This window comes from Mesorhizobium sp. Root157 (assembly GCF_001427385.1).
In the GTDB taxonomy this organism is placed as follows: Bacteria; Pseudomonadota; Alphaproteobacteria; order Rhizobiales; family Rhizobiaceae; genus Mesorhizobium.
Genome location: NZ_LMGJ01000001.1, coordinates 295,747 through 320,958, shown reverse-complemented (window position 1 = coordinate 320,958; position 25,212 = coordinate 295,747). Strand labels below are relative to the sequence as shown.

34 protein-coding genes are annotated in these 25,212 nt (G+C 61.4%); 16 read left to right on the top strand and 18 right to left on the bottom strand.

Annotated elements, in window-relative coordinates; all coding sequences use genetic code 11:
* Positions 1–47: 47 nt before the first annotated feature.
* On the bottom strand, positions 48–1,301 hold the full coding sequence (locus tag ASD64_RS01585) for a glycoside hydrolase family 5 protein (RefSeq protein WP_056099629.1): 1,254 nt from the start codon (positions 1,299–1,301) through the stop codon (positions 48–50).
* Positions 1,302–1,359: 58 nt separating this feature from the next.
* Here ASD64_RS01585 and ybgC point away from each other — a divergent pair, with 58 nt between their 5' ends.
* The 12 genes from ybgC to ASD64_RS01525 all read left to right on the top strand — a co-directional run bounded on the left by ybgC (position 1,360) and on the right by ASD64_RS01525 (position 14,913).
* A complete protein-coding gene (gene ybgC, locus ASD64_RS01580) occupies positions 1,360–1,848 on the top strand; it encodes a tol-pal system-associated acyl-CoA thioesterase (protein WP_056099626.1) in 489 nt (162 codons plus the stop codon).
* Positions 1,849–2,126: 278 nt separating this feature from the next.
* Positions 2,127–2,837: a protein TolQ gene (gene tolQ, locus ASD64_RS01575; protein WP_056099622.1), complete on the top strand. Its 711-nt coding sequence runs from the start codon at positions 2,127–2,129 to the stop codon at positions 2,835–2,837.
* 9 nt (positions 2,838–2,846) lie between these two features.
* On the top strand, positions 2,847–3,299 hold the full coding sequence (gene tolR / locus ASD64_RS01570; RefSeq protein ID WP_056099618.1) for a protein TolR: 453 nt from the start codon (positions 2,847–2,849) through the stop codon (positions 3,297–3,299).
* Between the two features lie 2 nt (positions 3,300–3,301).
* Positions 3,302–4,462, top strand: coding sequence for a cell envelope integrity protein TolA (locus ASD64_RS01565; RefSeq protein ID WP_056099615.1), 1,161 nt, complete (start codon positions 3,302–3,304; stop codon positions 4,460–4,462).
* 61 nt (positions 4,463–4,523) lie between these two features.
* A complete protein-coding gene (tolB, locus tag ASD64_RS01560; protein ID WP_244480690.1) occupies positions 4,524–5,816 on the top strand; it encodes a Tol-Pal system beta propeller repeat protein TolB in 1,293 nt (430 codons plus the stop codon).
* A 232-nt stretch (positions 5,817–6,048) separates the two neighbouring features.
* Positions 6,049–6,555 (top strand): peptidoglycan-associated lipoprotein Pal, encoded by a 507-nt coding sequence (pal, locus tag ASD64_RS01555; RefSeq protein ID WP_056099609.1) that lies wholly within the window; start codon positions 6,049–6,051, stop codon positions 6,553–6,555.
* A gap of 182 nt (positions 6,556–6,737) precedes the next feature.
* Positions 6,738–7,805: a tol-pal system protein YbgF gene (ybgF, locus tag ASD64_RS01550; protein WP_056099606.1), complete on the top strand. Its 1,068-nt coding sequence runs from the start codon at positions 6,738–6,740 to the stop codon at positions 7,803–7,805.
* Between the two features lie 16 nt (positions 7,806–7,821).
* The gene (gene tilS / locus ASD64_RS01545; protein ID WP_056099602.1) at positions 7,822–9,192 is read left to right on the top strand and encodes a tRNA lysidine(34) synthetase TilS; all 1,371 of its coding nucleotides are present in this window, start codon (positions 7,822–7,824) and stop codon (positions 9,190–9,192) included.
* 116 nt (positions 9,193–9,308) lie between these two features.
* Entirely contained in the window at positions 9,309–11,246 is a 1,938-nt protein-coding gene (ftsH, locus tag ASD64_RS01540) for an ATP-dependent zinc metalloprotease FtsH (protein WP_056099599.1), read from the top strand.
* Between the two features lie 266 nt (positions 11,247–11,512).
* Complete coding sequence (glmM, locus tag ASD64_RS01535; RefSeq protein WP_056099596.1) at positions 11,513–12,865, top strand: phosphoglucosamine mutase; 1,353 nt, start codon at positions 11,513–11,515, stop codon at positions 12,863–12,865.
* A gap of 211 nt (positions 12,866–13,076) precedes the next feature.
* Positions 13,077–13,949 (top strand): outer membrane protein, encoded by an 873-nt coding sequence (locus ASD64_RS01530; RefSeq protein WP_056099595.1) that lies wholly within the window; start codon positions 13,077–13,079, stop codon positions 13,947–13,949.
* A 211-nt stretch (positions 13,950–14,160) separates the two neighbouring features.
* Positions 14,161–14,913 carry an outer membrane protein gene (locus tag ASD64_RS01525; protein WP_056099591.1) on the top strand — a complete coding sequence of 251 codons (753 nt, stop codon included), beginning with the start codon at positions 14,161–14,163 and terminating at the stop codon, positions 14,911–14,913.
* A gap of 207 nt (positions 14,914–15,120) precedes the next feature.
* Here the strand turns inward: ASD64_RS01525 and ASD64_RS01520 are convergent, their stop codons facing one another.
* From ASD64_RS01520 to ASD64_RS20820, 17 genes are all read right to left on the bottom strand, one after another.
* Positions 15,121–16,149: a tyrosine-type recombinase/integrase gene (locus tag ASD64_RS01520; protein ID WP_056099588.1), complete on the bottom strand. Its 1,029-nt coding sequence runs from the start codon at positions 16,147–16,149 to the stop codon at positions 15,121–15,123.
* A 172-nt stretch (positions 16,150–16,321) separates the two neighbouring features.
* On the bottom strand, positions 16,322–16,534 hold the full coding sequence (locus ASD64_RS20835; protein ID WP_156459963.1) for a hypothetical protein: 213 nt from the start codon (positions 16,532–16,534) through the stop codon (positions 16,322–16,324).
* The gene (locus ASD64_RS01515) at positions 16,524–16,853 is read right to left on the bottom strand and encodes a hypothetical protein (RefSeq protein ID WP_056099584.1); all 330 of its coding nucleotides are present in this window, start codon (positions 16,851–16,853) and stop codon (positions 16,524–16,526) included. Before ASD64_RS01515 ends, ASD64_RS20835 begins: the two co-directional genes overlap by 11 nt.
* On the bottom strand, positions 16,850–17,491 hold the full coding sequence (locus ASD64_RS01510; RefSeq protein WP_056099581.1) for a hypothetical protein: 642 nt from the start codon (positions 17,489–17,491) through the stop codon (positions 16,850–16,852). The genes ASD64_RS01515 and ASD64_RS01510 overlap by 4 nt, the downstream gene beginning before the upstream one ends.
* Positions 17,492–17,493: 2 nt before the next feature.
* On the bottom strand, positions 17,494–17,727 hold the full coding sequence (locus ASD64_RS21440) for a hypothetical protein (RefSeq protein WP_210171805.1): 234 nt from the start codon (positions 17,725–17,727) through the stop codon (positions 17,494–17,496).
* Positions 17,728–17,895: 168 nt separating this feature from the next.
* Positions 17,896–18,309: an HNH endonuclease gene (locus ASD64_RS01500; protein ID WP_082549808.1), complete on the bottom strand. Its 414-nt coding sequence runs from the start codon at positions 18,307–18,309 to the stop codon at positions 17,896–17,898.
* Positions 18,309–18,512, bottom strand: a complete 204-nt coding sequence (locus ASD64_RS01495; protein ID WP_056099574.1) for a hypothetical protein — start codon at positions 18,510–18,512, stop codon at positions 18,309–18,311. The genes ASD64_RS01500 and ASD64_RS01495 overlap by 1 nt, the downstream gene beginning before the upstream one ends.
* Positions 18,509–18,676 (bottom strand): hypothetical protein, encoded by a 168-nt coding sequence (locus tag ASD64_RS20830; RefSeq protein ID WP_156459962.1) that lies wholly within the window; start codon positions 18,674–18,676, stop codon positions 18,509–18,511. The genes ASD64_RS01495 and ASD64_RS20830 overlap by 4 nt, the downstream gene beginning before the upstream one ends.
* Entirely contained in the window at positions 18,673–19,107 is a 435-nt protein-coding gene (locus ASD64_RS01490) for a recombination protein NinB (RefSeq protein ID WP_056099572.1), read from the bottom strand. The genes ASD64_RS20830 and ASD64_RS01490 overlap by 4 nt, the downstream gene beginning before the upstream one ends.
* Entirely contained in the window at positions 19,107–19,391 is a 285-nt protein-coding gene (locus ASD64_RS01485) for a hypothetical protein (protein ID WP_056099567.1), read from the bottom strand. Before ASD64_RS01485 ends, ASD64_RS01490 begins: the two co-directional genes overlap by 1 nt.
* Position 19,392: 1 nt before the next feature.
* Positions 19,393–20,124: a hypothetical protein gene (locus tag ASD64_RS01480; protein ID WP_056099564.1), complete on the bottom strand. Its 732-nt coding sequence runs from the start codon at positions 20,122–20,124 to the stop codon at positions 19,393–19,395.
* The gene (locus ASD64_RS01475; RefSeq protein ID WP_162249045.1) at positions 20,121–20,795 is read right to left on the bottom strand and encodes a hypothetical protein; all 675 of its coding nucleotides are present in this window, start codon (positions 20,793–20,795) and stop codon (positions 20,121–20,123) included. The genes ASD64_RS01480 and ASD64_RS01475 overlap by 4 nt, the downstream gene beginning before the upstream one ends.
* On the bottom strand, positions 20,767–20,961 hold the full coding sequence (locus ASD64_RS21200; RefSeq protein WP_162249044.1) for a hypothetical protein: 195 nt from the start codon (positions 20,959–20,961) through the stop codon (positions 20,767–20,769). Before ASD64_RS21200 ends, ASD64_RS01475 begins: the two co-directional genes overlap by 29 nt.
* Positions 20,958–21,110, bottom strand: a complete 153-nt coding sequence (locus tag ASD64_RS20825; protein WP_156459961.1) for a hypothetical protein — start codon at positions 21,108–21,110, stop codon at positions 20,958–20,960. The genes ASD64_RS21200 and ASD64_RS20825 overlap by 4 nt, the downstream gene beginning before the upstream one ends.
* A gap of 103 nt (positions 21,111–21,213) precedes the next feature.
* The gene (locus ASD64_RS01470; RefSeq protein WP_056099558.1) at positions 21,214–21,477 is read right to left on the bottom strand and encodes a hypothetical protein; all 264 of its coding nucleotides are present in this window, start codon (positions 21,475–21,477) and stop codon (positions 21,214–21,216) included.
* 279 nt (positions 21,478–21,756) lie between these two features.
* The gene (locus tag ASD64_RS01465; RefSeq protein ID WP_156459960.1) at positions 21,757–22,191 is read right to left on the bottom strand and encodes a hypothetical protein; all 435 of its coding nucleotides are present in this window, start codon (positions 22,189–22,191) and stop codon (positions 21,757–21,759) included.
* A gap of 313 nt (positions 22,192–22,504) precedes the next feature.
* Positions 22,505–22,930, bottom strand: a complete 426-nt coding sequence (locus ASD64_RS20820; protein WP_156459959.1) for a hypothetical protein — start codon at positions 22,928–22,930, stop codon at positions 22,505–22,507.
* Positions 22,931–23,042: 112 nt separating this feature from the next.
* Between ASD64_RS20820 and ASD64_RS01455 the strand changes: the two genes are divergently transcribed.
* Genes ASD64_RS01455 through ASD64_RS01440 form a run of 4 tightly spaced genes read left to right on the top strand, consistent with a single transcriptional unit; the run spans position 23,043 to position 24,933 of the window.
* Positions 23,043–23,249 carry a hypothetical protein gene (locus ASD64_RS01455; RefSeq protein ID WP_056099549.1) on the top strand — a complete coding sequence of 69 codons (207 nt, stop codon included), beginning with the start codon at positions 23,043–23,045 and terminating at the stop codon, positions 23,247–23,249.
* A complete protein-coding gene (locus tag ASD64_RS20815; protein ID WP_156459958.1) occupies positions 23,246–23,674 on the top strand; it encodes a hypothetical protein in 429 nt (142 codons plus the stop codon). The genes ASD64_RS01455 and ASD64_RS20815 overlap by 4 nt, the downstream gene beginning before the upstream one ends.
* 2 nt (positions 23,675–23,676) lie before the next feature.
* Positions 23,677–24,126, top strand: coding sequence for a GapR family DNA-binding domain-containing protein (locus ASD64_RS01445; protein ID WP_056099543.1), 450 nt, complete (start codon positions 23,677–23,679; stop codon positions 24,124–24,126).
* Positions 24,127–24,933, top strand: coding sequence for a hypothetical protein (locus ASD64_RS01440; RefSeq protein WP_056099541.1), 807 nt, complete (start codon positions 24,127–24,129; stop codon positions 24,931–24,933).
* Positions 24,934–25,212 lie beyond the last annotated feature (279 nt).

Genomic DNA, 25,212 nt, shown 5'->3' with positions numbered 1-25,212 from the left:
TCCTGAGGGGTTAGGGGTGGGGGCAATGATGCTCGAAAGCGCCCGGTTTATTTTGCCAGCTTTCTGACCTCGTCCAGCACGTCCGGTTCGGCCTTTTTGCCCTCGAAGGCTTCGACCACGCCGAAGGCGCCGCCATACCCCCATAGCGACCATGAGAAACCGTGTGCTTCGGCGCGGGCGATCATGTCACGGACATAGGCGGCCCGGTATTTCGCCGGAATCACATGGTCATTGCCGTATTCCTGGCGAATCATGCCGAATTCGCCCAGCGTGACGTTTTCCGGCTTGATGCCGTTGGCTTTGGCCCACGCGTCCGCCTGCTTGAAAGGCGCATCCATGATCTTGAGCAGCTTTTCCTCGCTGTCCATCGACGCGACCTGTTCGTCGAGATAGGCGAGCAGGCCGCCGCGGCGGGTCCATGGCGCTTCGGCCTTGATCCGGGCGCGTATGGCATCGAGGACAGTGTCGAGTTCGGCGCGCGGAACGGCGGTCAAAGGATAGGGCAGGCCGGTGACATAGGGAATGAAATCGCCGGCCCAGGTCGCGCCCTGATGGGTAAGCAGGAACGGGTTGTAGGAATGGAAGGTCCAGATGATGTTGTCGTCGGCGATGGCCGCCGGATCGACTTTGGACAAGGCCTCGGCGCTGGCGTAACAGCCGCCGGACAGGATCAGCGTCAGCCGTGTTGCCGAGGCGCGCGCCGCCGCGTAGAGGCGCCGCAGCCGATCCGGCCAAGAATGTGTGTTGTCGGCATCGCAATCCACCACCGGCTCGTTCATCGGTTCGAACGCCACCATGGCAGGGTCTTCGCTGGCCAGGGTCGCGGCCATCTTGCGCACCACCGCGACGAAGGCGTCGAACGTGGCCGGATCGGCCATCACCTCGCCCATGCCGAGGCTGCGGTCGCCGCCGGCGGGAATGAGGTGCAGGTCGACCACGACCTTGAGGCCGGCGCGGTTGATCATGCGCACCGAGTCCAGCACGCTGGCATAAAGATCGTCGCGAAGCGCCGCCGTCTTGTCCGACAGGAAGGGGGAGGGGTCGACCGGCATGCGCAGGAAATCGAAGCCGGCATCCTTCAGCGCTTCGAGGTCGGCATCAGTGAGGAACTTGCGCCATTCGGGATACGGAAGGATCGCGGCGGGGTCGCCCCATTTGTCCTCGCCCGGCCAAGTCGTCCAGATGTCGAGGTTGAGGCCGCGTTTCATGGTGAAGGTCATGGCGTTGGCGGGCAGCATGAGTGCTGCCAGCAGCAACAGAACCGTTCCGATGCCCTTGATCATCACGCTCAACGGTGCCATCGCATTAGACCGAACCGGGAAGGACATCTGCCTTGCGGGGGACGAAAAGGAAAGCGCAATGGGCGATCATGGTGAATCGGGCGGCGACCTGGCGGCCGGCATTTCCGGTGCGCTGACGCCGTTCGGCCATCGGCTGATGGCGCGGGTCTATTATGCGGACACCGATTTTTCCGGCGTCGTCTATCATGCCCGCTACCTCGAATTCTTCGAGCGCGGCCGTTCCGATTTCCTGCGGCTGGCCGGCGTCCATCACACCGAACTTGCCGACGGCAAGCACGGCGAGAAGATCGTGTGGGTGGTGCGGCGCATGGAAATCGACTTTCACGCTCCCGCCCGCATCGACGATATCCTCACCGTCGAGACGCGCACGCTGGAAGTGTCGGGCGCGCGAATATCCATGGCGCAGCAATTGAAACGCGGCGAGGCCGTTCTTGTGGAAGCGAGCGTCCAGGCGGCGATCATCGGCGAGAACGGCCGTCCGCGCCGTTTTCCCAAGGAATGGATCGCCGCCTTCATGCCTGAGGGTGGGCCTTTGACCAGCCGGTAAGGCAAAAACCAGTGGCCCCCAAGAGGTCCGCGCCTGCGTACGGGAGGTGTTGCGCCACGGTTTTGGCCATAACCCATCCTTAACCATAACAGTTCATGAACAGAACGATGACAATCAACGGGAATCGTGCGCCTTCCTTTCACCAAGATTTGCCCTGAAAAGGCCGCTATCAGCGCTATTTGGGCATTTCCGCAAGGTTCGCGCATACGGGCCACCAAGGGTAATGCACGCCGGGCCAGCCGAGAGCCACGCCCGTAAAGGTTTTAAGGAACGTTTGGATGGAAAATATCGCTCTCGCCGAACCGGCAGCGCAACTGTCGATCTGGGCTTTGTTCATTCAGGCCAACTGGGTGGTGAAGCTGGTCATGATCGGGCTGCTTGGTGCTTCGATCTGGACCTGGGCCATCGTGGTCGACAAGGTCATCGCCTATGGCCGCATGAAGATGGCGCTGAACCGCTTCGAGCAGATCTTCTGGTCGGGCCAGTCGCTCGAAGAACTCTATCGTACGCTGTCCGACCGCAAGAACAGCGGCATGGGCTCGATCTTCGTCGCCGCCATGCGCGAGTGGAAGAAAAGCTTCGAGAAGGGGGCAAAGTCCCCGCTCGGCCTGCAGACGCGTATCGACAAGGCCATGGACCTGGCGCTGACGCGCGAGATGGAGAAGCTGGAGGGCCGGCTGGGCTTCCTCGCCACCATCGGCTCGGCCGCGCCCTTCATCGGCCTGTTTGGCACCGTGGTCGGCATCATGACCTCGTTCCAGGCGATTGCCGGATCGAAGTCGACCAGTCTTGCCGTCGTTGCGCCGGGTATCGCGGAAGCGCTGCTGGCCACCGCAATCGGCCTGCTTGCGGCCATTCCGGCGGTCATCGCCTACAACAAACTGTCATCGGACGCCGGCAAGCTGGCGGGGCGCATGGAGGGCTTCGCCGACGAGTTCTCCGCCATACTGTCGCGCCAAATCGATGAAAAAGTCGCCAAGGCGGCCTGAGGTCCAATCATGGGAATGTCAGTAGGTACGGGCGGTGGAGCAAGAGGCGGGCGCGGCAGGCGCGGCCGCCGCAACACGCTGATGTCGGAAATCAACGTGACGCCGTTCGTCGACGTCATGCTGGTCTTGTTGATCATCTTCATGGTCGCCGCACCCCTGCTCACCGTAGGCGTGCCGATCGACCTGCCGGAAACGCAGGCCAAGGCGATGAATTCGGATACGCAGCCGATCACCGTTTCGGTCAACGAGACCGGCCAGATATATCTGCAGGAAACGGAAATCCCGCTTGAGGAGGTGGTGCCGAAGCTCGAGGCCATCTCCAAGACCGGCTATGACGAGCGCATTTACGTGCGCGGCGACAAGACCGCCGACTACGGCACGGTAATGAAGGTCATGGCCCGCATCTCGGCCGCCGGCTACAAGAACCTCGGCCTCGTCACCTTGCAGGAACAGGATCAGTAATCTTGAAGGCGGGTCTCACCACATCGGTGGTCATGCATGCGGCGGTGCTGGTCTTCGGGCTGTTTTCGCTGTCGGCGCCGGCTGCCTTCGAAGTGAGCGACGTGGAATCGCTGCCCGTCGATATCGTGCCGCTGGAAGAGATCACCCAGATCCAGCAGGGCGACAAGAAGGCGACGATGAACGACAAGCCCGCGCCGATGCCGACCAAGCGCCCCGACATCGTCGCCGATGCCCAGGATGTCGGCGAAAACAGCGTCGACACCAAGCAGCCGATTACGCCCGAGGCCAAGCCGAAGCCGGTGGACGCCGCGTCCACGACGCCGCCGGCGCCAGAGCCGAAGGAAAAGCCGAAACCGGAGGACGTGCCGAAGCCGAAGGACGAACCGAAGCCGGTTCCCGCGACCGACGTCAATCCGGTCCCGCAGCCCAAGGAAGAGGTCAAGCCCGATCCGGTCAAGGAGCCCGAGCCTGAGCCGGTCAAGCAGCCGGAACCGGCGCCGAAGCCGGCAGAGGACATGACGGCCGCGGTGAAGCCGGAAACCGCCACGCCCGACGCGGTCGCCGAAGCGATTGCCGCCGAGCAGCAGCCGACCGAGGCCGTGCAACTGCCGAATTCCGCGCCGGCGCCGGAAGCCAAGCCGCGCCCGAGGCCCGCGCAGGCCGAGACCGCCAAGGCACCGGACCGCAAGGATTCGGAAAAGCCGGTCAAGGAAGCGTCGTCCAAGCCGAAATCGGAAGACAAGGAATTCAACGCCGATGAAGTGGCTGCACTGCTCAACAAGCAGAAGCCTTCAGGCGGCGGCGCCAAGCGCTCGACGCAGCAGGCTTCGCTGGGCGGCGACAAGTCGACCGGCGGCAACCGGCTGTCGCAAAACGAGATGGATGCGCTGCGCCAGAAGCTCGGCGGCTGCTGGAGCATTCCAGCCGGCGTCGACGATGCCGGAATGCTCAAGGTTTCGGTGCGCTTCCATCTCGACCCCTCGGGCACGCTGGAAGGCCGACCTGAAGTCGTCGCCGGCGGGGCCGCGTCGGGGCCAGGCCGCACGGCGGCCGAATCGGCGGTCAGGGCGGTGCAGAAATGCGCGCCCTTCAACCTTCCGGCCGACAAATACGACAGCTGGTCGGAAGTCGTAGTCAATTTCGATCCGAGTGACATGTTCTGAAGAACATCGTCGGACAGGACAGAACGAGGCTGAACGCATGAAGAAACTGCTCAAGACGCTGATGATGGTGGCCGCGCTTGCCGGCGGCATCGGCGGATTTGCCGTCGTGCCTGCAAACGCGCTGGTGGAAATCGACGTCAACAAGGGAACGATCGAGCCTTTGCCGATCGCCATCACCGATTTCCTCGCCGGCGACGCGCTCGGAGCCGAAATCTCCAGCATCGTGACGGCCGACCTCAAGCGTTCGGGTCTGTTCGCGCCGATCGACAAGGGCGCTTTCATCGAAAAGATTTCCAACCCCGACGTCGCCCCGCGCTTCGACGACTGGAAGGTGATCAATGCCCAGGCGCTGGTGACGGGGCGCGTCAGCAAGGAAGCCGACGGCCGCGTCAGAGCCGAATACCGGCTTTGGGACACCTTCGCCGGCCAGCAGCTTTCCGGCGAGCAGTTCTTCGCCAACGACACCAACACGCGCCGCGTCGCCCACATCATCGCCGACGCCATCTACGAGCGGCTGACCGGAGAGAAGGGCTATTTCGATACGCGCGTCGTCTATATCGATGAGTCCGGCGCCAAGAACGCACGCAAGAAGCGCCTCGCCATCATGGACCAGGACGGCGCCAATGCGCGCTTCCTTTCCGACGGCAAGTCGATCGTTCTGACGCCGCGTTTTTCGCCGAACCGGCAGGAAATCACCTATATGTCGTATGAGAGCGGCCAGCCCAGGGTGTATCTCTTGCAGATCGAGACCGGGCAGCGCGAACTGGTCGGCAACTTCCCCGGTATGACGTTTGCGCCGCGCTTTTCGCCGGACGGGCAGAAGGTGATCATGAGCCTGCTGCGCGACGACGGCAATTCCAACATCTTTGCCATGGACCTGCGCAGCCGCAACACGACGCGGCTGACCAATTCGACCGCCATCGACACCTCGCCGTCCTATTCTCCCGACGGCAGCAAGGTAGTCTTCACGTCCGACCGTGGCGGTCGCGCACAAATCTACATCATGGGCGCCGATGGTTCGGGGCAGAACCGCATTTCCTTCGGTGACGGCGTCTATTCGACGCCGGTCTGGTCGCCGCGCGGCGACCTCATCGCTTTCACCAAGCAGTCGGGCGGCGAATTCCAGATCGGCGTCATGCGCACCGATGGTTCGGGCGAGCGCATCCTGTCGTCCGGCTTCCAGCAGGAGGGACCGACCTGGGCGCCGAACGGGCGTGTGCTGATGTTTTTCCGTGACGCTGCCGGCGGCGGTGGGCCGAGGCTGTTCTCGATCGATCTGACCGGGCGCAACGAACAGCCGATCCCTACCGCCAATTTCGGTTCCGACCCGGCCTGGTCGCCGCTGCTCGAATAATGGCCGGCATGCTCATATTGTCGCAAAAAGGGGGCCGAGCGCCCCCTTTTTCATGGCTTTGTCGCCTTTTGGCCGCATTTGGCCCTACAGCCATAGGGCGGTAGGCAAATGCCGGAAAAAGCTGCGGACGGCGGCTGAAACTGAATTTTAACCGTGTTTCTTGAACGCCGGTTAACCCAAACGTGGTTACTGGCAGATCAACGGAATCACTCGAATGCGAAGGAGAGGCGGCATGCGCCGTATCGCAAGACTTGCAGCAAACCCGGTCATGATCGCGCTTTTCGCCTCGCTGGTGATCGCCGGTTGCGCCTCGAAGAAGACCCCCAACAGTGCAGCCGATCTCGGCCTTGGCGGCGCAGGCGCCGGGACGCCCGGCTCGGCCCAGGATTTCACCGTCAATATCGGCGACCGCATCTTCTTCGACACCGACTCGACCTCGATCCGCGCCGACGCCCAGCAGACGCTGGCCCGCCAGGCACAGTGGCTGAACAAGTACTCGCAGTATTCGGTCGTGGTCGAAGGCCATGCCGACGAGCGCGGCACGCGCGAATACAACCTGGCGCTCGGCGCCCGCCGCGCCGCCGCCACCCGCGACTACCTGGCCGGCCAGGGCGTCAATGCCGGCCGCATCAAGACCATCTCCTACGGCAAGGAGCGTCCGGTTGCGGTTTGCGACGACATTTCCTGCTGGTCGCAGAACCGCCGTGCCGTCACCACGCTGGGCGGCGCCGGTTCCTGATCGGCATAAATGCAACAGCGTTTGCGCGAAAGGCGGCCGATCGGCCGCCTTTTTCGTTTCTTGAAACACCAAACAAAATTTGGCCGAAGTCTCGCGCCCTGTTAGAAGCGGGTCCCGCCTGTCCTGTGCCAGAGGCCCGGGCAGGCGTTCGAATGGGGTATTACTGTCATGGCGAGAGGCTTATGCATCCAAGAACAATCCTGAGCGGCACGCTTGCGGCGCTGCTCTTTACCGGGGCGGCAGCCCTGGCAAGCGGCGCCGAAAGCTCGGCGCCGGCCAAAACCGGTTTCCACCTGCCCGGCATCGGGTTGCCGGGCGTGTTCGGCAACAACGGCGCGGGCAATGAGGCTGCGCAGCAGGTGCAACTTGCCCAGTCGGCCGGCACGGCGGGGCTGGAAGAGCAGATTCGCGCACTGAACGGCAGGGTCGAGGAACTCAACTTCCAGATTCTGCAGATGCAGGAGCAGATCCGCAAGACGCAGGAAGACAACGAGTTCCGCATGCAGCAGCTGGAGCAGGGCTCCGGCGGGGCAGCGCAGGGCACGCAGAAAAAATCCGATGCGTCAGGCGCGGCCGATATGTCGGTCGCCGAAACGCCGGCTGATCCATCCACCTCCGGCGATACCGCCGGGGGTGCATCCGTCGAAGACGTGATCATCGATTCCGGAACCGGCGATCCCGGCCAGGTAATCCCCGGTACCGGCGCGCCGGCCAAGACGTTCGGCACCATCACCGTCGACAAGAACGGCAACGTCATCGATGCGGGCAGCAACACCCAATCGACCACGCCGACCGGCCAGGGGGCCGCTGTCGAAGGCCAGTCCGGCACGAGCGGCGGCAGCATCGTTGCGGCCTTGCCCCAGACCGACAATGCCGACGAACTCTACCGCAACTCCTACCAGTTCGTGCTCTCGGGCGACTATGACACCGCAGAACAGGGTTTCCGCGACTACGTCACCCGCTTCCCGAAGGACGGCAAGGCCGCCGACGCGCACTATTGGCTCGGCGAATCGCTGCTTGGCCAGCAGAAGTACCGCGATGCCGCCGAGGTGTTCCTCGCCGCGAGCAAGGACTACCCGAAGGCCAAGAAGGCGCCGGACATGATGCTGAAGCTCGGCGTGTCTCTGGTCGGTCTCAAGCAGCGCGATGTCGCCTGCGCCACGTTCGGCGAGATCGGCAAGCGCTATCCCAATATTTCGGGTGCGCTCAAGGAGCGCGTCAAGCAGGAACGTGCGCTCGCATCTTGCTGAGGCCGGGGCAACCTGAATGCTTGCCGCTCTGGACGCTTCGCCCTACCTCGACGCCCATCTCCTTTCGCACATCGATTTCTCGCACGGCGCCGTTGTAGCCGTTTCCGGCGGCAGCGATTCCACCGCCCTGCTCATCCTCCTCAAAGATCATTTCGAACGCGCCCGATGCTCCGCCAGACTTGTCGCGGTGACTGTCGACCATGCGCTGCGGCCGTCGTCGGCGGCCGAGGCTGCCGGCGTCAAGCAGCTTTGCGAGCGGCTCGGCATCGCCCACCGCACCATGGTCTGGGCCGAGGCCAAGCCCGAGACCGGCGTTCCGGCCGCGGCGCGCGAGGCGCGCTACCGGCTTTTGGCGGAGGCTGCCCGTGCCGAAGGCATCGGCATGGTGCTGACAGGCCACACCGCCGACGACCAGGCCGAAACGGTCGCCATGCGCCGGCAGCGCAGCGCCGTCGACGAGGGACGCGGCCTTGCCGGCATGGCGCCGGCCACGCTCTATGACGGGGCCATCTGGATCGTGCGGCCGCTGATCGGGACGCGGCGCGAAGCCTTGCGCGCCATGTTGCTGCAACGGCGGATCCAATGGATCGACGATCCGACCAATGCCGACACCGCTTATGAGCGCCCGCGTGTGCGGGCCGCCATCGGCGCTAACGGGGCGGGCTTTTCGGCGGCCATCGCATTGGCTGCTCGCGCGGCGCGTGAGCGCATGGGGCTTGGAGAACAGGCTGCCGCCCTCATTGACGCGCTGGCCGCGCAGCCGGTCCGGGGCTTGATCCGGCTGGAGCCGGAATTCGGCCATGGCGGCGACCGCGCGGCGGCAATTTACGCGTTGCGTATCCTGCTGGCGGCGGTCGGCGGCGTGTCGTTCCTGCCTGACGAAGCGCGCGCCGCAGCCCTGTTCGACCGGCTCGGAACCGAGCCGTTTCGCACCACATTGTCGCGGGTGGCCATCGATGCACGTCGCGCCGGCATCTTCCTCTACAGGGAGGCTCGCGGCCTGCCGGAACCGATGCCGGCAACGGATTGCCGCCTTTGGGACGGTCGAAGGTCGATCACTTTCAGCGACACCGAAGAGGGCTTGGTGATCGCCCCGACCGGCCCGGCCGATGCGGCGAGGCTTGCGCAAGCGGTGCAAGGCGGCGGGCCGGGAAGTCTTGTGCGTGCGGCACTTTGTGCCGAGCCTGCGCTGTGGCGCGGCGGCGAATGTCTTGGCCTGGCTGAAAACACCGCGGTTGCGGGGCTGACGGTCAGGCCCGTCGTTGCGCCATGGGCGCGTTTCCTGCCGTCCTTCGACCTGATGCCGGCACGCGCCGTGTCCGATCTGATCGGTGCGGGGTGGGTGCCGCAATCACCTATGTATAACGCCGGCAACGCCAGATCGTGATCGAAGACTTAACCCAGCCGTGCTGTTGTGCTTGGCAAGGGGGTGTGGGCTGCCTATGTTAGCCCCAAGCTCATTTCAACACGCGCGGCAGTCCCTGGCCGCCAACAGGACATTCGATGAATCCGAACTATCGCAACCTTGCGCTGTGGGCGATCATAGCGGTCCTGCTTATCGCCCTGTTCAACCTGTTCCAGACGCCGCAGACGCGCGGGGCCTCGACGGATGTTCCGTATTCGCAGTTCCTGCAGGACGTCGACTCTGGCAGGGTCAAATCGGTGACGATCGCAGGTGACCGCATCAGCGGCAACTACACCGACAGCGCAGCCGGCTTCCAGACCTATTCGCCGGGCGACCAGTCGCTGGTTTCGCGCCTTGAAGGCAAGAACGTCACCATCAACGCCCGTCCCGAGACCGACGGTTCCAACACCTTGTTCGGCTACCTGATCTCGTGGCTGCCGATGATCCTGATCCTCGGCGTGTGGATATTCTTCATGCGCCAGATGCAGTCCGGCTCGGGCCGCGCCATGGGCTTCGGCAAGTCGAAGGCCAAGCTGCTCACCGAAGCGCATGGCCGCGTCACCTTCGGCGATGTCGCAGGTGTCGACGAGGCCAAGGAAGACCTCGAAGAGATCGTCGAATTCCTGCGCGACCCGCAGAAGTTCCAGCGCCTCGGCGGCAAGATTCCGCGCGGCGTGCTGCTCGTCGGCCCTCCCGGCACCGGCAAGACCTTGCTGGCGCGCTCGGTGGCGGGCGAAGCCAACGTGCCGTTCTTCACCATCTCCGGTTCGGATTTCGTGGAAATGTTCGTCGGCGTCGGTGCATCCCGTGTGCGTGACATGTTCGAGCAGGCCAAGAAGAACGCGCCCTGCATCATCTTCATCGACGAAATCGACGCGGTCGGCCGTCACCGCGGCGCCGGCCTCGGCGGCGGCAATGACGAGCGCGAGCAGACGCTGAACCAGTTGCTGGTCGAGATGGACGGCTTCGAGGCCAATGAATCGATCATCCTGATCGCGGCAACCAACCGCCCCGACGTTCTCGACCCGGCGCTGCTGCGTCCGGGCCGCTTCGACCGCCAGGTCGTGGTGCCGAACCCCGACATCGTCGGCCGCGAGAAGATCCTCAAGGTGCATGTGCGCAACGTGCCGCTGGCCCCCAATGTCGATCTCAAGGTCATCGCGCGCGGTACGCCGGGCTTCTCCGGTGCCGACCTCGCCAACCTCGTCAACGAGAGCGCGCTGATGGCGGCGCGGCGCAACAAGCGCCTCGTCACCATGGCCGAGTTCGAGGACGCCAAGGACAAGATCATGATGGGCGCGGAGCGCCGCTCCTCGGCCATGACCCAGGCCGAAAAGGAGCTGACCGCCTATCATGAGGCCGGCCATGCCATCCTCGCGCTGAACGTGCCGTCGGCCGATCCGCTGCATAAGGCGACGATCATTCCGCGCGGCCGTGCACTCGGCATGGTCATGCAGTTGCCGGAAGGCGACCGCTACTCGATGAGCTACAAATACATGATCTCGCGCCTTGCCATCATGATGGGCGGGCGCGTGGCCGAAGAGTTCAAGTTCGGCAAGGAAAACATCACCTCCGGCGCTTCCTCCGACATCGAGCAGGCAACCAAGCTGGCGCGCGCCATGGTGACGCGCTGGGGCTTTTCCGACAAGCTCGGCCATGTCGCCTATGGCGACAACCAGGAGGAAGTGTTCCTTGGCCATTCGGTGGCGCGCACGCAAAATGTCTCGGAAGAGACGGCGCAGATCATCGATGCCGAAGTGCGCCGCCTGATCGACGAGGCCTACACCTCGGCAAAGACGATCCTGACCAAGCAGAAGAAGGCCTGGATCGCGCTGGCCGAAGGGCTGCTCGAATACGAGACGCTGTCGGGCGAGGAGATCAAGCAGTTGATCGCCGGCCACAAGCCGTCTCGCGATCTCGGCGACGACACCCCGCCCAGCCGTGGCTCGGCCGTTCCCAAGGCCGGCGGCACGGCCCGCGGCAAGAAAAAGGGCTCGGAACCGGAAGGCGGCATGGAGCCTCAGCCGCAGGGCTGAGCGAGATGGCCGTTTCACCCGCCGCGGCACATGCCGCGGCGTTTTGCGTCGACCTGCAGTTGCACGGTTCGAGGCAGTGGTGCGTCGGGTTTCCCGTAACGGCACGCTGACCGGGTGAAATTCCTCGTTATCGCTGCCAAAACATCGCGAAATACGCCGAACGAACGATTTTCTAAGGATTCGTAACCTTAGATCACACTATGTGATAGTCGATTTCGCCAAGGTTGTGGCATTAGATGCTGCTGTCGAGGCTGCAAGGAAAGTAACTGATGGGACGTTATTTCGGTACCGACGGGATCAGGGGGCGGGCCAACAAGTTCCCGATGACAGCCGAGATTGCCATGCGCGTCGGCATGGCGGCGGGCCTCTCGTTCCACCGGGGCAGCCATCGCCATCGCGTCGTGCTCGGCAAGGATACGCGCCTGTCCGGCTACATGATCGAGAACGCGCTCGTGGCCGGGCTGTGCGCGGCTGGCATGGACGTGTTCCTGCTCGGTCCTATTCCGACGCCTGCGGTGGCGATGCTGGTGCGTTCGCTGCGCGCCGACATCGGCGTCATGATCTCGGCCTCGCACAACGCCTATCACGACAACGGCATCAAGCTTTTCGGCCCGGACGGCTACAAGTTGTCCGACGAGATCGAGGAGCGCATCGAATCCATGCTCGACGACGACATCGAGATGGCGCTGGCCGATTCCGACGGACTTGGCCGGGCCAAGCGTGTCGACGGCGTGCATGACCGCTATATCGAGTTCGCCAAGCGCACGTTGCCACGCTCGATGTCGCTGGCGGGCCTCAGGATCGTGGTCGACTGCGCCAACGGTGCGGCCTACAAGGTGGCACCTGCCGCTCTTTGGGAACTCGGCGCCGAAGTCGTTGCCATCAACGACGAGCCGAACGGGTTCAACATCAACAAGGAATGCGGCTCCACCCATCCGCTCGGCCTGCAGAAGAAGGTACACGAGGTGCGCGCCGATATCGGCATCGCACTCGATGGCGATGCCGACCGGGTGGTCATCGTTGACGAGAACGGCGAGATCGTCGACGGCGACCAGATCATGGCGCTGATCGCGGAATCCTGGCAGCAGAACGGCCGCCTGGCCGGCGGCGGCGTCGTCTCCACGGTGATGTCCAATCTCGGCCTCGAGCGGTTCCTTGGCGGGATGAACCTGCAACTTCACCGCACCAAGGTGGGCGATCGCTATGTCGTGGAACATATGCGCGCGCACGGGCTGAACGTCGGCGGCGAACAGTCCGGCCACATCGTTCTGTCCGATTTCTCCACCACCGGCGACGGGCTGGTTTCGGCCTTGCAGGTGCTGGCCTGCATCAAGCGCCAGAACAAGCCGGTCAGCGAGGTGTCGAAGAAGTTCGAACCGGTGCCGCAACTCTTGAAGAATGTGCGCATTTCCGGCGGGGCTCCGCTGGAGGACACACAGGTCAAGCAGGCGATCGACGAGGCCCGCGACCGGCTCGGCAAATCCGGCCGCCTGGTCATCCGGCCTTCGGGGACCGAGCCGCTGATCCGGGTGATGGCCGAAGGCGACGACCAGAAACTGGTCGAGACCGTGGTGGACGACCTCGTCACGGTGATTTCGCAAGCCCGCAACGCGGCCTGACCCCGACACTCCAAACCGGTTTCCAAGGCCCGCTTCGGCGGGCCTTTTTCATGAGCGCGGACGGCGAGCGGCTATGCGCACGACCGCAAATGCAAGGTTTCATGGTTAATTTTCAAGGTTAAACGGCCTTTAACTTTTGCAATTCATTATCCACGTCGAACTCAATCAGTTTCGGGCGGGTTTTGGGTCCCGACATTCAGGGGTGACGAGGATGTTCAGTTTCGCAAAGAAGGCGATGTTGGCTGGTGTCGCGATCGGTCTTGCCGGTCCGGTGCTCGCTGCCGACATCATGGAGCCGATGGTAGAGCAGGCTCCCCCGCCTGTCGTCTATCAGGAGGCTGCGGCGGACTATGGCGGCTGGTATCTTCGCGGCGACATCGACTATCACTGGTCGAAGTTCCGTGGCGCGGACTACATCGTTTACGGACCGCCTCCTGGAACCAACAGCTTCACCGACGGCAACCTGAAAAGCGCCTTTTCTGCCGGAGCCGGTGTCGGCTACCAGATCAACGAGCATCTGCGCACCGACGTGACATTGGACTGGCTGGCCAAGTCCAAGTTCCGCGGCGCGACCGTGGGCGACTGCGTGCCGCCTGCACCGGGCGTCACCTGCGTTTCGACCGACACCACGGCCTATTCTGCGTTGCTGCTCCTCGCCAACGCCTATGTCGACCTTGGAACCTGGTACAAGGTCACCCCTTACATCGGCGGCGGTATCGGCGGTGCGCGCGTGAAGTGGGATGACCTGAACAATTCGATTTGTACCGATCCTACCGACCCCACTACCTGCACCGAGACAACGCATCGCGGCGGCAAGGGCTGGCGCTTCGCCTACTCGCTGTCGGCCGGTGCCTCCTACTGCCTGACCCGCAACCTCGATCTCGACGTCGGCTATCGCTTCAGCCACATCAATGGCGGCAGGATGTTCGACATCGACGCTGGCGGCGGTGCTGGGCCGGGCTTCGACAAAGGCATCAACGTGCATGAGGTGCGCGGCGGCCTGCGCTATTCATTCAGCGGCAACAGCAAGTGCGACGAACCGCAGACCGTCGCTTACGAACCGGAGCCGATCTACACCAAGTAATCGCCGCTCCCGCAGTTCTCCAAGATACCGCCCGGTCAAAGCCGGGCGGTTTTATTTTGGGCTTACAAACCTCATGTGTGGCGGCGTCGAATTCATTTCGTAACGTCTCGTTATCCTTAACCGCCACTTAACCTGTATGGTTAACAATACTCTCGAACCGGCGGCTGGGTATTGACTGATTCCACCAGCGCCAACTTCGGGAGTTGGTGACATGAACCTGAAATCTCGCATTGCGTTGGCATTGACCGCGACAGCGTTGCTTCCGGTCACGGCGGTTTTCGCGGCCGACTATGATCCGCCGATCTATGTCGACCAGGCGCCGGAATACACGCCCGTCGAGATCGGTTCGGGCTGGTACCTGCGCGGCGACGTCGCCTATCTGCCGGACGAGACCTACCGGAATGTCGATTTCGGTTCGCCGACGGTCGCTTATTCGGAGCGGGATAAGCCGGTCTTCGCCAGCGTCGGCTTCGGCTACCACTTCAACGACTATCTGCGCGGCGACATCAATGTCGGGCTGCTGCCAGGCAACGAAGTCAGTGTTGCGGTCGATGATCCTCTCGTCCCGTCGTTAGGAACTGCGAGCGCAGAAAACAGCGCGCGCACCATGATGGTCAACGGCTATGTCGATCTCGGCACCTATGTCGGCGTCACGCCGTACATCGGCGCGGGCGTCGGCGTATTCCAGAGCAAGCGGAGCCTGTCGGTCAACTACGATGACCTGGCCGACGATACCAACGACGTGCTGTTCTCCGACAGCAAGACCCAGTATTCGCTGGCCTACACGTTGAATGCGGGCTTTGCCTATCAGGTATCCAAGAACGTCGTCGTCGATCTCGGCTATCAGTACATGTCCGCACCCGATGCCGAATATGCGCGGCTCGACAGCCCGTCGGCCTATTCGATCCACGAGGGCATCGACAATCACCAGTTCAAGGTCGGCTTGCGCTACGACCTCTGGTAAGCCAGCGGTGATTTCATGCGAAACGGCGGGCTTGGCCCGCCGTTTTTCGTTGAAGGCGAGGTTGCCGCCACCTGTGACCATATCCCGGAAACGACAAAAACTTTTCTCTTGACGCCCGGCCGCTGAGAGAATATCGCCGTCCGTGGGCCACCCCTCCCCAACGAGGGGTGTATAGATGGCACAAATATTCGTATTTCGTCGACCATATTAACTATTTGATCTTGCTGCATTTAATCGGTCTTGTCGACTGGAATTGTCCTTCTCGTCGACGCCGTTTGTGTCAGTTTTTGTGACAATTTTATCCGCGAGCGTGTCGTCATGCATCGCGTGGCCGTATGTGACAAACACATGCTTGGCATCCTTCCAGCCTCCCAGCTTGGCAACCGTGATCGGGTCAACGCCCGAATGAAGCATCGCCGTGGCAAAGCCGTGACGGCAGGCGTGATAGGATAGCTGCTTGATCTTGGCCCGCTTGCACGCGGCTCGCCAGACAGGCTTTGCTGTGTCTCGGCTCGAATATCCAAAAACCTTTTCCCCTGGCTCCCGGTTGCTTTTGATGTTGGCAATCGCAGCGACCAGCACTGGCGGCAAATGCGCGCTGCGCTCATCGCCTCCGAGCTTCCCCTGCCTGATGACTGCGCGCCGCGCATGTAGGTCAACGTCCTTCCATCGAACGTCCAGCGCCTCTGATACCCGCGCGCCAGTCAGAAACATGAAGCAGGCTAACGCGCCCATGTGGGGCGAAGCCGCGCCCATGAATTTCTGCACCCACTCCCACGTCACCGGCTCTTTGCGCTTGGTGATGACTGGGAACCGTTTCACCTTCAGATTTCGGCAGAGATCGAGGGACGCGGCGAAATTAATGATGGCTTGCGTCGGGACGATCACTTGCCGGTTGCGGGTCGCGCCGCCTGCATTCGGATGCAGGACGATTGCCGCCTGCCGCACCGCACCGCCGTTGATTTGCCGCACAGGCGTGTTCTTCCAGTAGGATGCGACCTTCAGGACAAACCGGTCGTTCTTCTCGGCTTTGAGATACAGGATTGCGGCCTGCGCGAAGGTTAGGACCGCTTCCGGGCCATAGAGATTACCTGCTCGCTGACGGGCTTCAAATTCTGAGGTGAAGCGGAGCGCTTCCTCTTTGTCAGAAGTTCCTGTAGTTCCGCGAAATCGCCTCTTGGCAACGGTGCCGCTGTAGTGCCAGATTTCGCCTCTGCGATAGATTTTGAGGGGCATGGCCTGCTTGCTTCCAGAATTGCGGCAACGTCATCATCGGTGAGCACCATACGATTGCCCATAATCCGGCAAGCGCCAAGCCCCCTCGCGATTTCGCGGACGCGCCGGGGCGACCAGCCGGTTTTCGATGCCAGTTCTTCCGGTGTGATGAAATCGAGTGCGAGCGCCCTGCTCATCGCTGATCCTCAAGCGCTGAACGGCCTGCTTCCTCGATCCAAAGGATGACGCACTTTTGAACGATCTGATGGACGCGGCGTTCCGGCTCATATTCGTCCATTTCCATGATATCCGCGCCTGCCGACAGGATATGTGCCGGGATAGGGTTGCTTGCCCACGCCTGTAGGAATCTGACCAGAGATGGGTTTTTGCCGGGTTCACTCAGCATCGCGGGCCTCCTTGGCTTCCGGCTGGGGAGCCTCCGGGGAGAGTGCGCGGATGGCTCCGGGCAGGACAACGAGCAGAGCAACCGCCGCTTCGTGCGATACAGTCGCGGCTATCCTGGCTCGCTTGTCGGCAATCGCCGCGCACCGTTCTACCGTCACCGGGTCCAGTTCATCAGGGCCAAGGATGCGGTAGCCGCTCGTCTGTACAAGGCGAAGCAGAGCCAGCTCTACAAGGTAGCGATCCTTGCCCACGATGACGGGGAGGTTCTTATGGCCGTTGGCGGCGCACATAACGTCCAGTATTCTCGCGGTCGCGCTCATCGGCTGGCCTCCTTGCTGGCGAGGACGTGCTTGGCGTAGTCCTGATGCTGGTCCTCTTTGTAGAAGCTGGTAGCGAGCGTCTGTAAGCCGGCCCTGTAGCGGTCCCGCTCCTTCCGCGCTTCTGCCAGTTCGGCAGAGAGGCGGTCCCGGTCGGGCCCGAGAACGTCACGCTCGTCTAGTGCTGCTTTGAACCATTCGATGAGCGACCGACCTGTGACGGTAGCTGGAATTGTTTCGGAGAGAGGGACCAGCGCGGCGAACTCTGCAACGATGTGCGCCGCCGCATCGCCGGTCCGCACTCGCGCCTCCACCTTAGCCAGCTTGGCCTCGGCGGCGGTGGCGCGGTCCCGCCAATAGTTCTTGGCGTCAAACATCATCATCGAGCGATCTAGGATTTCACGTCGCTCGTCCGTCAGCGCCTTGTTGTCAGCGCGGAGAGAGGCGATGAAGGCGGCGTCGACTTCGATGAAGGCGGCGTCGGCTTCGATGCGGGTGGCGGCAATTCGGAAATCTATGGCGAAGTCGTCCCAAGCCTTCATCGGCTCTACAAATTCGACATTGCAGCCAGACGAAGCATTGTCATCACAACGAATGGCATGTTCGCGCAACCGCTGCGCAAGGGTGAGGGGTTCGGTCATGGTCAATATCCCCTTGCTGGATTATCGCAGTAGCCATCGCGATCATAATGCTTGTGGAAACGCCACCATCCGTAGCGGGACGCATCTAGGACTTCTCGCAACTCACCCTCGAACCATTCGAGTTCGCCGGGTATTTCCTTGAGTTGATCTGGCCTTTTCTCACTCACCATCCCGCCCTCCATCCAGTATGGAGCGACCAGCAGGCACTCGGAATATCGACCAAGCGCCGTGAGCAAGCCAGTCTCGGCCAAGAGTGTCCTGCCAATAGAAAACGGGTTTCCCGACTACTATGTCGGTGAACGCAAAGCCCATAAGCTTCATAGGGCGACCGCCTAGCAGCTTCATCCTACCGCCTCCCATAGCCGTAGGTGCGCCGGCTTCGAGGGCGCGCGGGTCCAGTGTGGTCATGATCTTGCCTCGGGGATGATACGCCGGCCAAACACGTCTTTGACGCGGGGCGGCATTGGTTTCGTGAGGGTCTTGGGAGGCTTCGGCCTGTCGCGGGTCGATAGCGAGGATGAGGGACGGACAGCGCCGATGTGCTTGCCGCGAATGGCCGCGACCTTGGCCTTCTCGGCCACATCAGAAGCCGTTTTGACCGCATGACAGGTGATGTGGACTGGCTTGAGATTGGCCTGCCTGTTCTCGCCGCCGTTTACGAGTGCCGTAACGTGATCCAGCGCCCATTTCTTGCCGATGATGACGACGCCGCAGATATGACACTTGCCGCCGCAGTCATCGAATATGCGCTGACGGATGCGAGGTGGTGCGCGCTGATCGTCGGTCTTGCCGATCCACTCGTCGACGGTGCGGGCCATCACTGCACCGCCTTCCGGCCAAGGGCCGCGTGGACAGCCTGGCGCTTGGCTTTGCGGGCGCGACCGACTGCCTGCGTGCAACCGGTGCGATGGCCACGCCGTTCGATTTCATTCCCTTCGCGCCATTCCGGCAGGGCACACATCGGGTTGTGACGGCGCTGCCAAAACCACACCACGTCTGCAATTATGCGGGAAAGTGTCATGCCGCCCTCGCATAGTTAACGATTTCTTCAATTCGCGCTTTCGACATGCGGACTGGCGGAAGGTGCAGCCAACTGCGCATCTTCGTGATGTCCTTGATTGTCGGGTATGAGACTCCGAAAATGGCCGCGAGTTCTGTCGTCTTGGCTCCACCGTCGGCATTCATGCGACCCTCCGTTCCAGATCGAGGAATCCGCCCTTGGCCGTCTCGGTCAGTTCGATGCCGTTCGTGTCGCAGAACGCCAGCGCATAGGTGATAAGGCTGGCGGCGCGTCCTACTGTCATACGGGCGCTGCTTTCGCGGATTGCGACGAACTCGCCTTCGAGGCCGGGGATAACTTCGCCCTTGCTATTGGTGGCGACGGCATGAGCGCTGATGAGCAGCACTTTCCATTCTTCCAGCGAACGGCGCTTGCCGGCCCACTTCATTTGCGACTTGGACAGATCGGAACAGATCGCGTGAAACTTGGCGTTCTGATCGAGGCTGCGCGTTGCTGGCGATACTGTTACGGCATAACCGACAGGGGCGATGTGGACGGCACGCATGGCGTTCTGGCGTACCTGATCGCTGATGAGGATATAGCGTTGCTTTTCCATCAGAACGGCACCTCGTCATTGTCGAGATCGGCAGGCTGATGGCCGTAGGTGCCGCCACTCTGTTCTGCGTAGGATTGCTGGCGAGGCTTCTGTTCCTGCCTCTGCTCTTTCCGCTTGAAAGCGAGGGACTGGAAGCGGCCTTTCTGGCCTTCCTTGGTCCACGCGCTCACCCAATATTCAACGCCGTCGATCAGCGCCGTGCCGGTGGCGTGAGGGTGACTGTCCTTCTCGCGCCTGTCATTCTTGAACAGGGTGCCGGAATTGTCTTTTTGCTCGTAAGCCATGTCAGCCTGCCATGATTGGGTGACCGGCTAACGCCGGTCGGTCGCCGGGGAAGTCGGGAATTTCGTCATCAGCCGCCAGCGCCGCGCGCCGTGTCGCGAACTTCGGAATGGCCGTGTCGCGATAGTCCTTGGACCATCCGTCACGATCCATGATCGACGCCCAAATCTTGGCGCACTTGTTCACGTCCGCGATGGTGTGACAGTCGAGCAGATCAGCTTCGATAGCCTCAAGACCGCGCTTTTGCTCGGCGGCGCTGGCTTTCGGCTTTGCCTGTTCGCGTTCTTCGGCTTTCAGGTCCGCGACATACTTGCTGTCATCGTATCGGCCCATGAAAATATCGCCGGCAAACCCAATCATCGACAACGCCTTGATGAGAGCGTCGGTGACTGATTTCTTCGGGGCGTCCTCGTCGGTGAACGGCTTGCCGCTGCTACGAATGCCAGAGAACGAAGTGCCACCGATATGCTCGACTTCGCCGCGCTCGCCGTTCCAATTGAACCAGACCTTGACGCGGGCGATGCTCATCCGCTCGCCTCCAGCGCCTTCCTCGATCCGCTCGTCTACAATTGAGAAACCCCACCCGATGCCGATAGGGCCGAACGTCTCGGTCGCCTTCTGGACAAGGTAGTACGGCTTTGGAGACGTGCCTTGATACGCCTTGCCGGTGATGGGCTTTACCTGGCTTGGCGGCGTCTGTTCGACTGCGTTCCATAGCGCGAGATTGTCGCTCATGCCGCCAACTCCCCGAACGCCACCTGCATCTTGCGATGCACGTTCCGAACACGCTCAACGTCGTCGCGGCAGTAAGAGGCAATCGCGTCAAACTCTCCGCGCTGCCACATGCCGGCGACCATCGAGCCGTCAACGCCGTCCTTGCCGGGGATGCCGAGAACCTTGCAGAGATTGTCGAGGCTGATGCTTTCCTTCGCGCCCGCCCATGCCGTCATGGTGTCGAATACTTCCCGGCTCCAAGGCTTGGGATCGCGCGGGAACCATGAGGGCAGGGTGACGCCCAGCACGATTGCGCGCTGCATGAGAAAGCGCAGATCGAAATTGGCGACGTAGTGACCGACAACCGTTACAATCGGAACGCGCGCCAGATTGCCGCCGATCCGGTCGAACGCCGACTGAATGACTTCGCGCTCATCCGCGCCGATGGTCGAACAGGCTTCGAAGCTATCCCACGCCCAGCCGATGCAGCACACCTTGCCATAGGCACCGGAGAAAGAGGTCTTTGCAACCGCTTCGTCGACTAGCTTCGGCTTCTTCTCTGTCTCCCAAGCGGCGATGCTTTCAGGCTTGGAGATATTGCCGGGACAGGTGATCGACGCCGCGATTTCCGCGACCTTTTCAGCATCGGAAGTCGGGATCGTCTCAATATCCAGATACAGGTAGTTGGTCATCATGCAGCCTTCTAGCTTTGGCGTAGTCCTGCCATTTGATGATTGCCCTGCGGAGCGCGGCGCGGGCATGGATGCGCCAGCCGGGAAGCTTCGAACGCATGACGAAATGCGCTTCCCTGCGGGCTTCGATAGCGTCGTGGTAAAAACGGAAAGTTGCATCGTTCATGCCGCTTCCTTTCGTTCGTCTGCCCGATCACCAGCTACGAGGGCGATGATCAGAATTGCTTTGAGGGGATGGACGCCGGCTGCGATCAGGACGCTTTGCCAGCGCTCCAGCTTTGCCCGCTCAGCTACCGGCTCTATGTGCGCGGTCATAATCCAGGCACCTCATATGCAGCCGCAAACACGAGACATGCGGCGATAACTATCCAAGGATGACGGGCTGCGATGTTCGCGGCGTGGTGAAGGGCGCGGTCCATCACTCGTTCTCCCCGACTGGCTCAAGGCCCAAATCTTCGGGAAGGCGACCGGCGCGGAGCAGTTCAAGCTCGCGCTCGTTGACCCAGTAGTAGGCTTCGGAGCGGAACAGGATTTTGATCGGGCGGGCGACGTTCTCTGCATAGCGGCGTTCGGAAATGAACACGTCTGCCTTGCTCGGCTTTGATATGACATCCAAGGTCTTCGTCAGATCGCGGAACGTGGTGGCCAGCGATGCGCCACGGATGAGAGACATGGTGTTCATGACTGCACTCCTGCGTGAATGATTTGTGGCGCGGCGTTCATCTGCGTTCCCTTTCCGATTGGATGGGAGCACGATAGGGAATTTCCTATCTGCGGTCAATAGGAAAAATCCTAGTGATAGGAAATTTTTGACAACGCCGCCGCGATGTGCGAATCATGCTGACGACCCGGAAGGGTTGCGTGTTCATGAAAAGGGGAGGGGCGGCCTACCAATCTGGCCCTCCCCACAATAAAAAAGCCCGCGCTAGGCGGGCTGGTAAGTCTGGATTTGACGATGGCTCTAGACGGCAAGCGACAAGTTAAGTTCCGTCTTGCACTCACCGCATACAAGCAGCGTGTTGCGGCCCACTTCCGACACCTTGCTTTGCAAGATCGACTTGACGCCTCGATTGTAGCACTGAGCGCATATATGATGCGGCGGCTCGGAACCCTCCACAGATTCCTTCAGCCTGCGGGTGAACCTTCCCTTTTTAATCTCGTGCAGGTCATAGCGCTGCTTCTCTGCTTCCCATGTTTCAAAGCGCACCAGTTCTTTTTCAAGATCAGCTACCTTGGAAATCAACGCCGCCTGCGCCGCATGTGCAGCGATGATTTTTTCGGTAAGTTCTATAGCCACCGTGTTCCTGACGGTAGCATCGTTGATGCCCTTCAAACTCTTAGCCAGATCGAGCATGGAGTTAAGAGCGTTTACCCCAATAATAGCCTCTGAGATCATTTCCTGCTCCCAATATGCCTTGTTTGCGGTCCCTTTCCCTCCCTTCCGGCGCTAGCGATCAAACCAGGGCGAGGGTAAGGGGCCGCAGCCGATCTAACCGCCTTCCCCCGCTGCTCACAAGCCGCTAACTCTGTTCCTGTTCTGTTCTTGACGCCGTTAACGATTCCCGCTTGTATGGGTTTTGGAATACCCGAGGGCGAAATGAGCATCAGGCACAGGATTACGCCGCGATATGAGACGCGGAACCATGAAATCGTTGCAGGGCTAAGGGAAGCAGCAGGGGCAGGGCCGCCCGTCGATCCGAAGATGGCCGTCAAGAGGTATGCGGCGCAGGTTTCCGCTGCGATGGCGCTGATTCATGGGGGCGACTGGCAGGTGGCGGTTGATCATCAAGAGGGGTTTGTTCTTGTGACGCCCCGGCTGTCAGAAAGCCACTCCTGATCACGGCAATAGCTCTGGGCAATAATTTGGCATCGACACCGAAAGCCAATAGCGCAGAACGCAACTGCGTTTCCGCCTCTTTGTCTGGCGAGGGTGGCTCTGCTTTTGGGGCCTCTCGACTGTCCAGGATTTGGGTGATGGTTTCAATCTGTTCGTCAAATAGTCGCTTTGGCGATCTCTTCGTAACGAATTGTTGGACAAAGGTAGGGTTCTGATTGAGCGCTTCAGATAGCTCTTTGTAGGTGGCAATGCCATCGACCTTGACGGCCTTCAATAGCCGTCGCCGCAGGGCATCCATTCTCGTTTCCACAGTTGCATCCGCCATTCCCTAGGCATCACAAAATTCCTTCCTATCGTCCAATAGGAATTTTCCTCTTGAATGGTAGGGAATTTCCTATTATCAATAGGGAATGACCGAGATTGAGCGCTTCCGAGAAACCGTTGAAAAGTTCATTGCCTCCAAGGGCATGACGCCGACGCAGTTTGGCCGTGAGTACGCCGCCGATCCGCTGTTCGTGTTCCAGCTTCGAGACGGTCGAGAGCCGCGCACGCCTACTCGTCAACGTATCCTCGAAGCCATTGCCGCCCCCAAGCCTGAGAAGGAGCAAGCGGCATGAATGGCGATCATTCAATTCGCCTGCGATTTGTCGACTGGCTTCATCGCATCGCCAATCAGATTGGAGAGGGTGTCCCTGAGGCTTTGCGCCATGACCAAGCTCATCCTGAGCCTGTGGGTGAGCAAGACTTCCCCCCGGTTGTCTCCATCCTTGGACGTGCATCCGAACGAAAGATAGACGATGCCGCTATTGTGGCGGTGTTCCGTCACCACGTCGATGAATGCCGGGACGATGCCGGTATCCTTGATGTCAATTTCGCCACCAAGCAGGCTCTTGCCGCTTGTCACAACCGCCCGGACCTCATCGCTCATAATTCCATCCCACGATTTGAAAACCTGAAACCAGCGCCATTCTTCATGGGCTGCGACGGCATCGTGCGTCCGCTGTTTTGCGAAGTCCATCCCAAGCCTGAGAAGGCAGCGTAGCGATGACGGGCGACGGACAACTGCGCGCTTTCATCGAACGTGTCCTCCGGCTCAAGGATGAGCAGGACGCGCTCGCAGCTGACATTCGCGAAGTGTACGCGGAAGCGGCACGGCGCGGCATCAGCAAGACGACGCTCGGCATGATGGTGCGCGACGAGCGGCAGGCCCGGCAAGGTTGGCAAGTCTACTTCGCGATTTTCCCCGGCGCTTGCCTTCTCAAGATTGGAATATCCCGAAACGTCGAGAGGCGGCTTGAAACCCTGTCTTATATTCGCGGGGAGAAGGCTGCGCTTTTGGGTTCCTTCCCCTCCACTTTCCCGATGGAAGGCTGGTACCACGCCCAGTTCGGGGCCTTCCGTCTGCATGGCGAATATTTCGCGCTGAACGACATCACCCGACAGATGGCGCGGGAAATCATCGAGCGCGAAACCTGCGAAGCGGAGGCCGCATAAATGGCCGTCACCGCTCAGTTCCTCAAGAACATCATGACGGAAGCGCGCCCGATCATCGAGCGCCAGATGGACGATGCCAAGATAATCGCAGGGCTGCGCACCGTCGTCGCGAATGCTGGTGGCGACTGGGGTGCACTCAAGGCGCTGATCAAGGCCCACGTCGAAGACGAGAATGACGACGCGGGCGACGGCAAGCGCGTCCAGAAAATCCGTGACAAGGCAGACAGCACTTCCGCCTATGCCGACATGCTCGGCTTGGCGAATATGAACGAGAAAAATTTTTCTGCCAGCCAATCCTACGCCGAAGCAAAGGGCGTCGAGCCTAAGCATCGCCTTCTCTATGCCGCCAAGGAAATGCGGCAGACGGTTCAGGATTTGCGCTCGACGCCATTCGATCTCGAAACCGGCGAAGTCCTTTCGATCACAGACACCCAGGAACAGCCGGTAGACCATCCGGCAAGCCATACCCCTGTCCCGCATTCTCCCCAGGTTGACGGCGGGCAACCTGAACCAAGTTCCGATGCGATGCCGAGCGGGCAGGGCGGCGTAGAGCCGGACATTCATCGCGGCAAATCGGAGCATCAGACTGCCAGCGCGGCGCAAGATGGCAATTCGGTCATATCCGCAAGCGGGGCATCCGCCACCAATTCTGAGGACTTCGACCCGTCGAAACTGTCGTTCCTGAGCGACAAGCCGCGCAAGCCGCTTCGGCCTCATTGCCTTAATCCTGATCTGTGCGCCGGCAGCGGCACAAAGCACTGCTACGGCTGCCTCAAGGCGCGCGATGACGCGTTGGTGCCGGCATGATCGCGCCTGTCATCATGGCTGCGCAATTCATTTCGAAGCGCGGGGTTGTTCGAAACCAGTCCCGAAACAGCGCCGCCTACCAGCCGCTTCGAACGCGGGCAGGTGGTAGTGACGACCGGTCCCTCAACCGGGGCGGCATTGGTGCAATCTCTCAATTCCTGTCCGCACCTATCGAATCCGCATCCTCCCGAGCGGATACCGGAGCCTTGAGCAGCGTTCTCCCGCTTGCCCGGCTCCGGTTTCAATTCTTCCCGGCCTTCCTGACCGCCGGGCGTCATT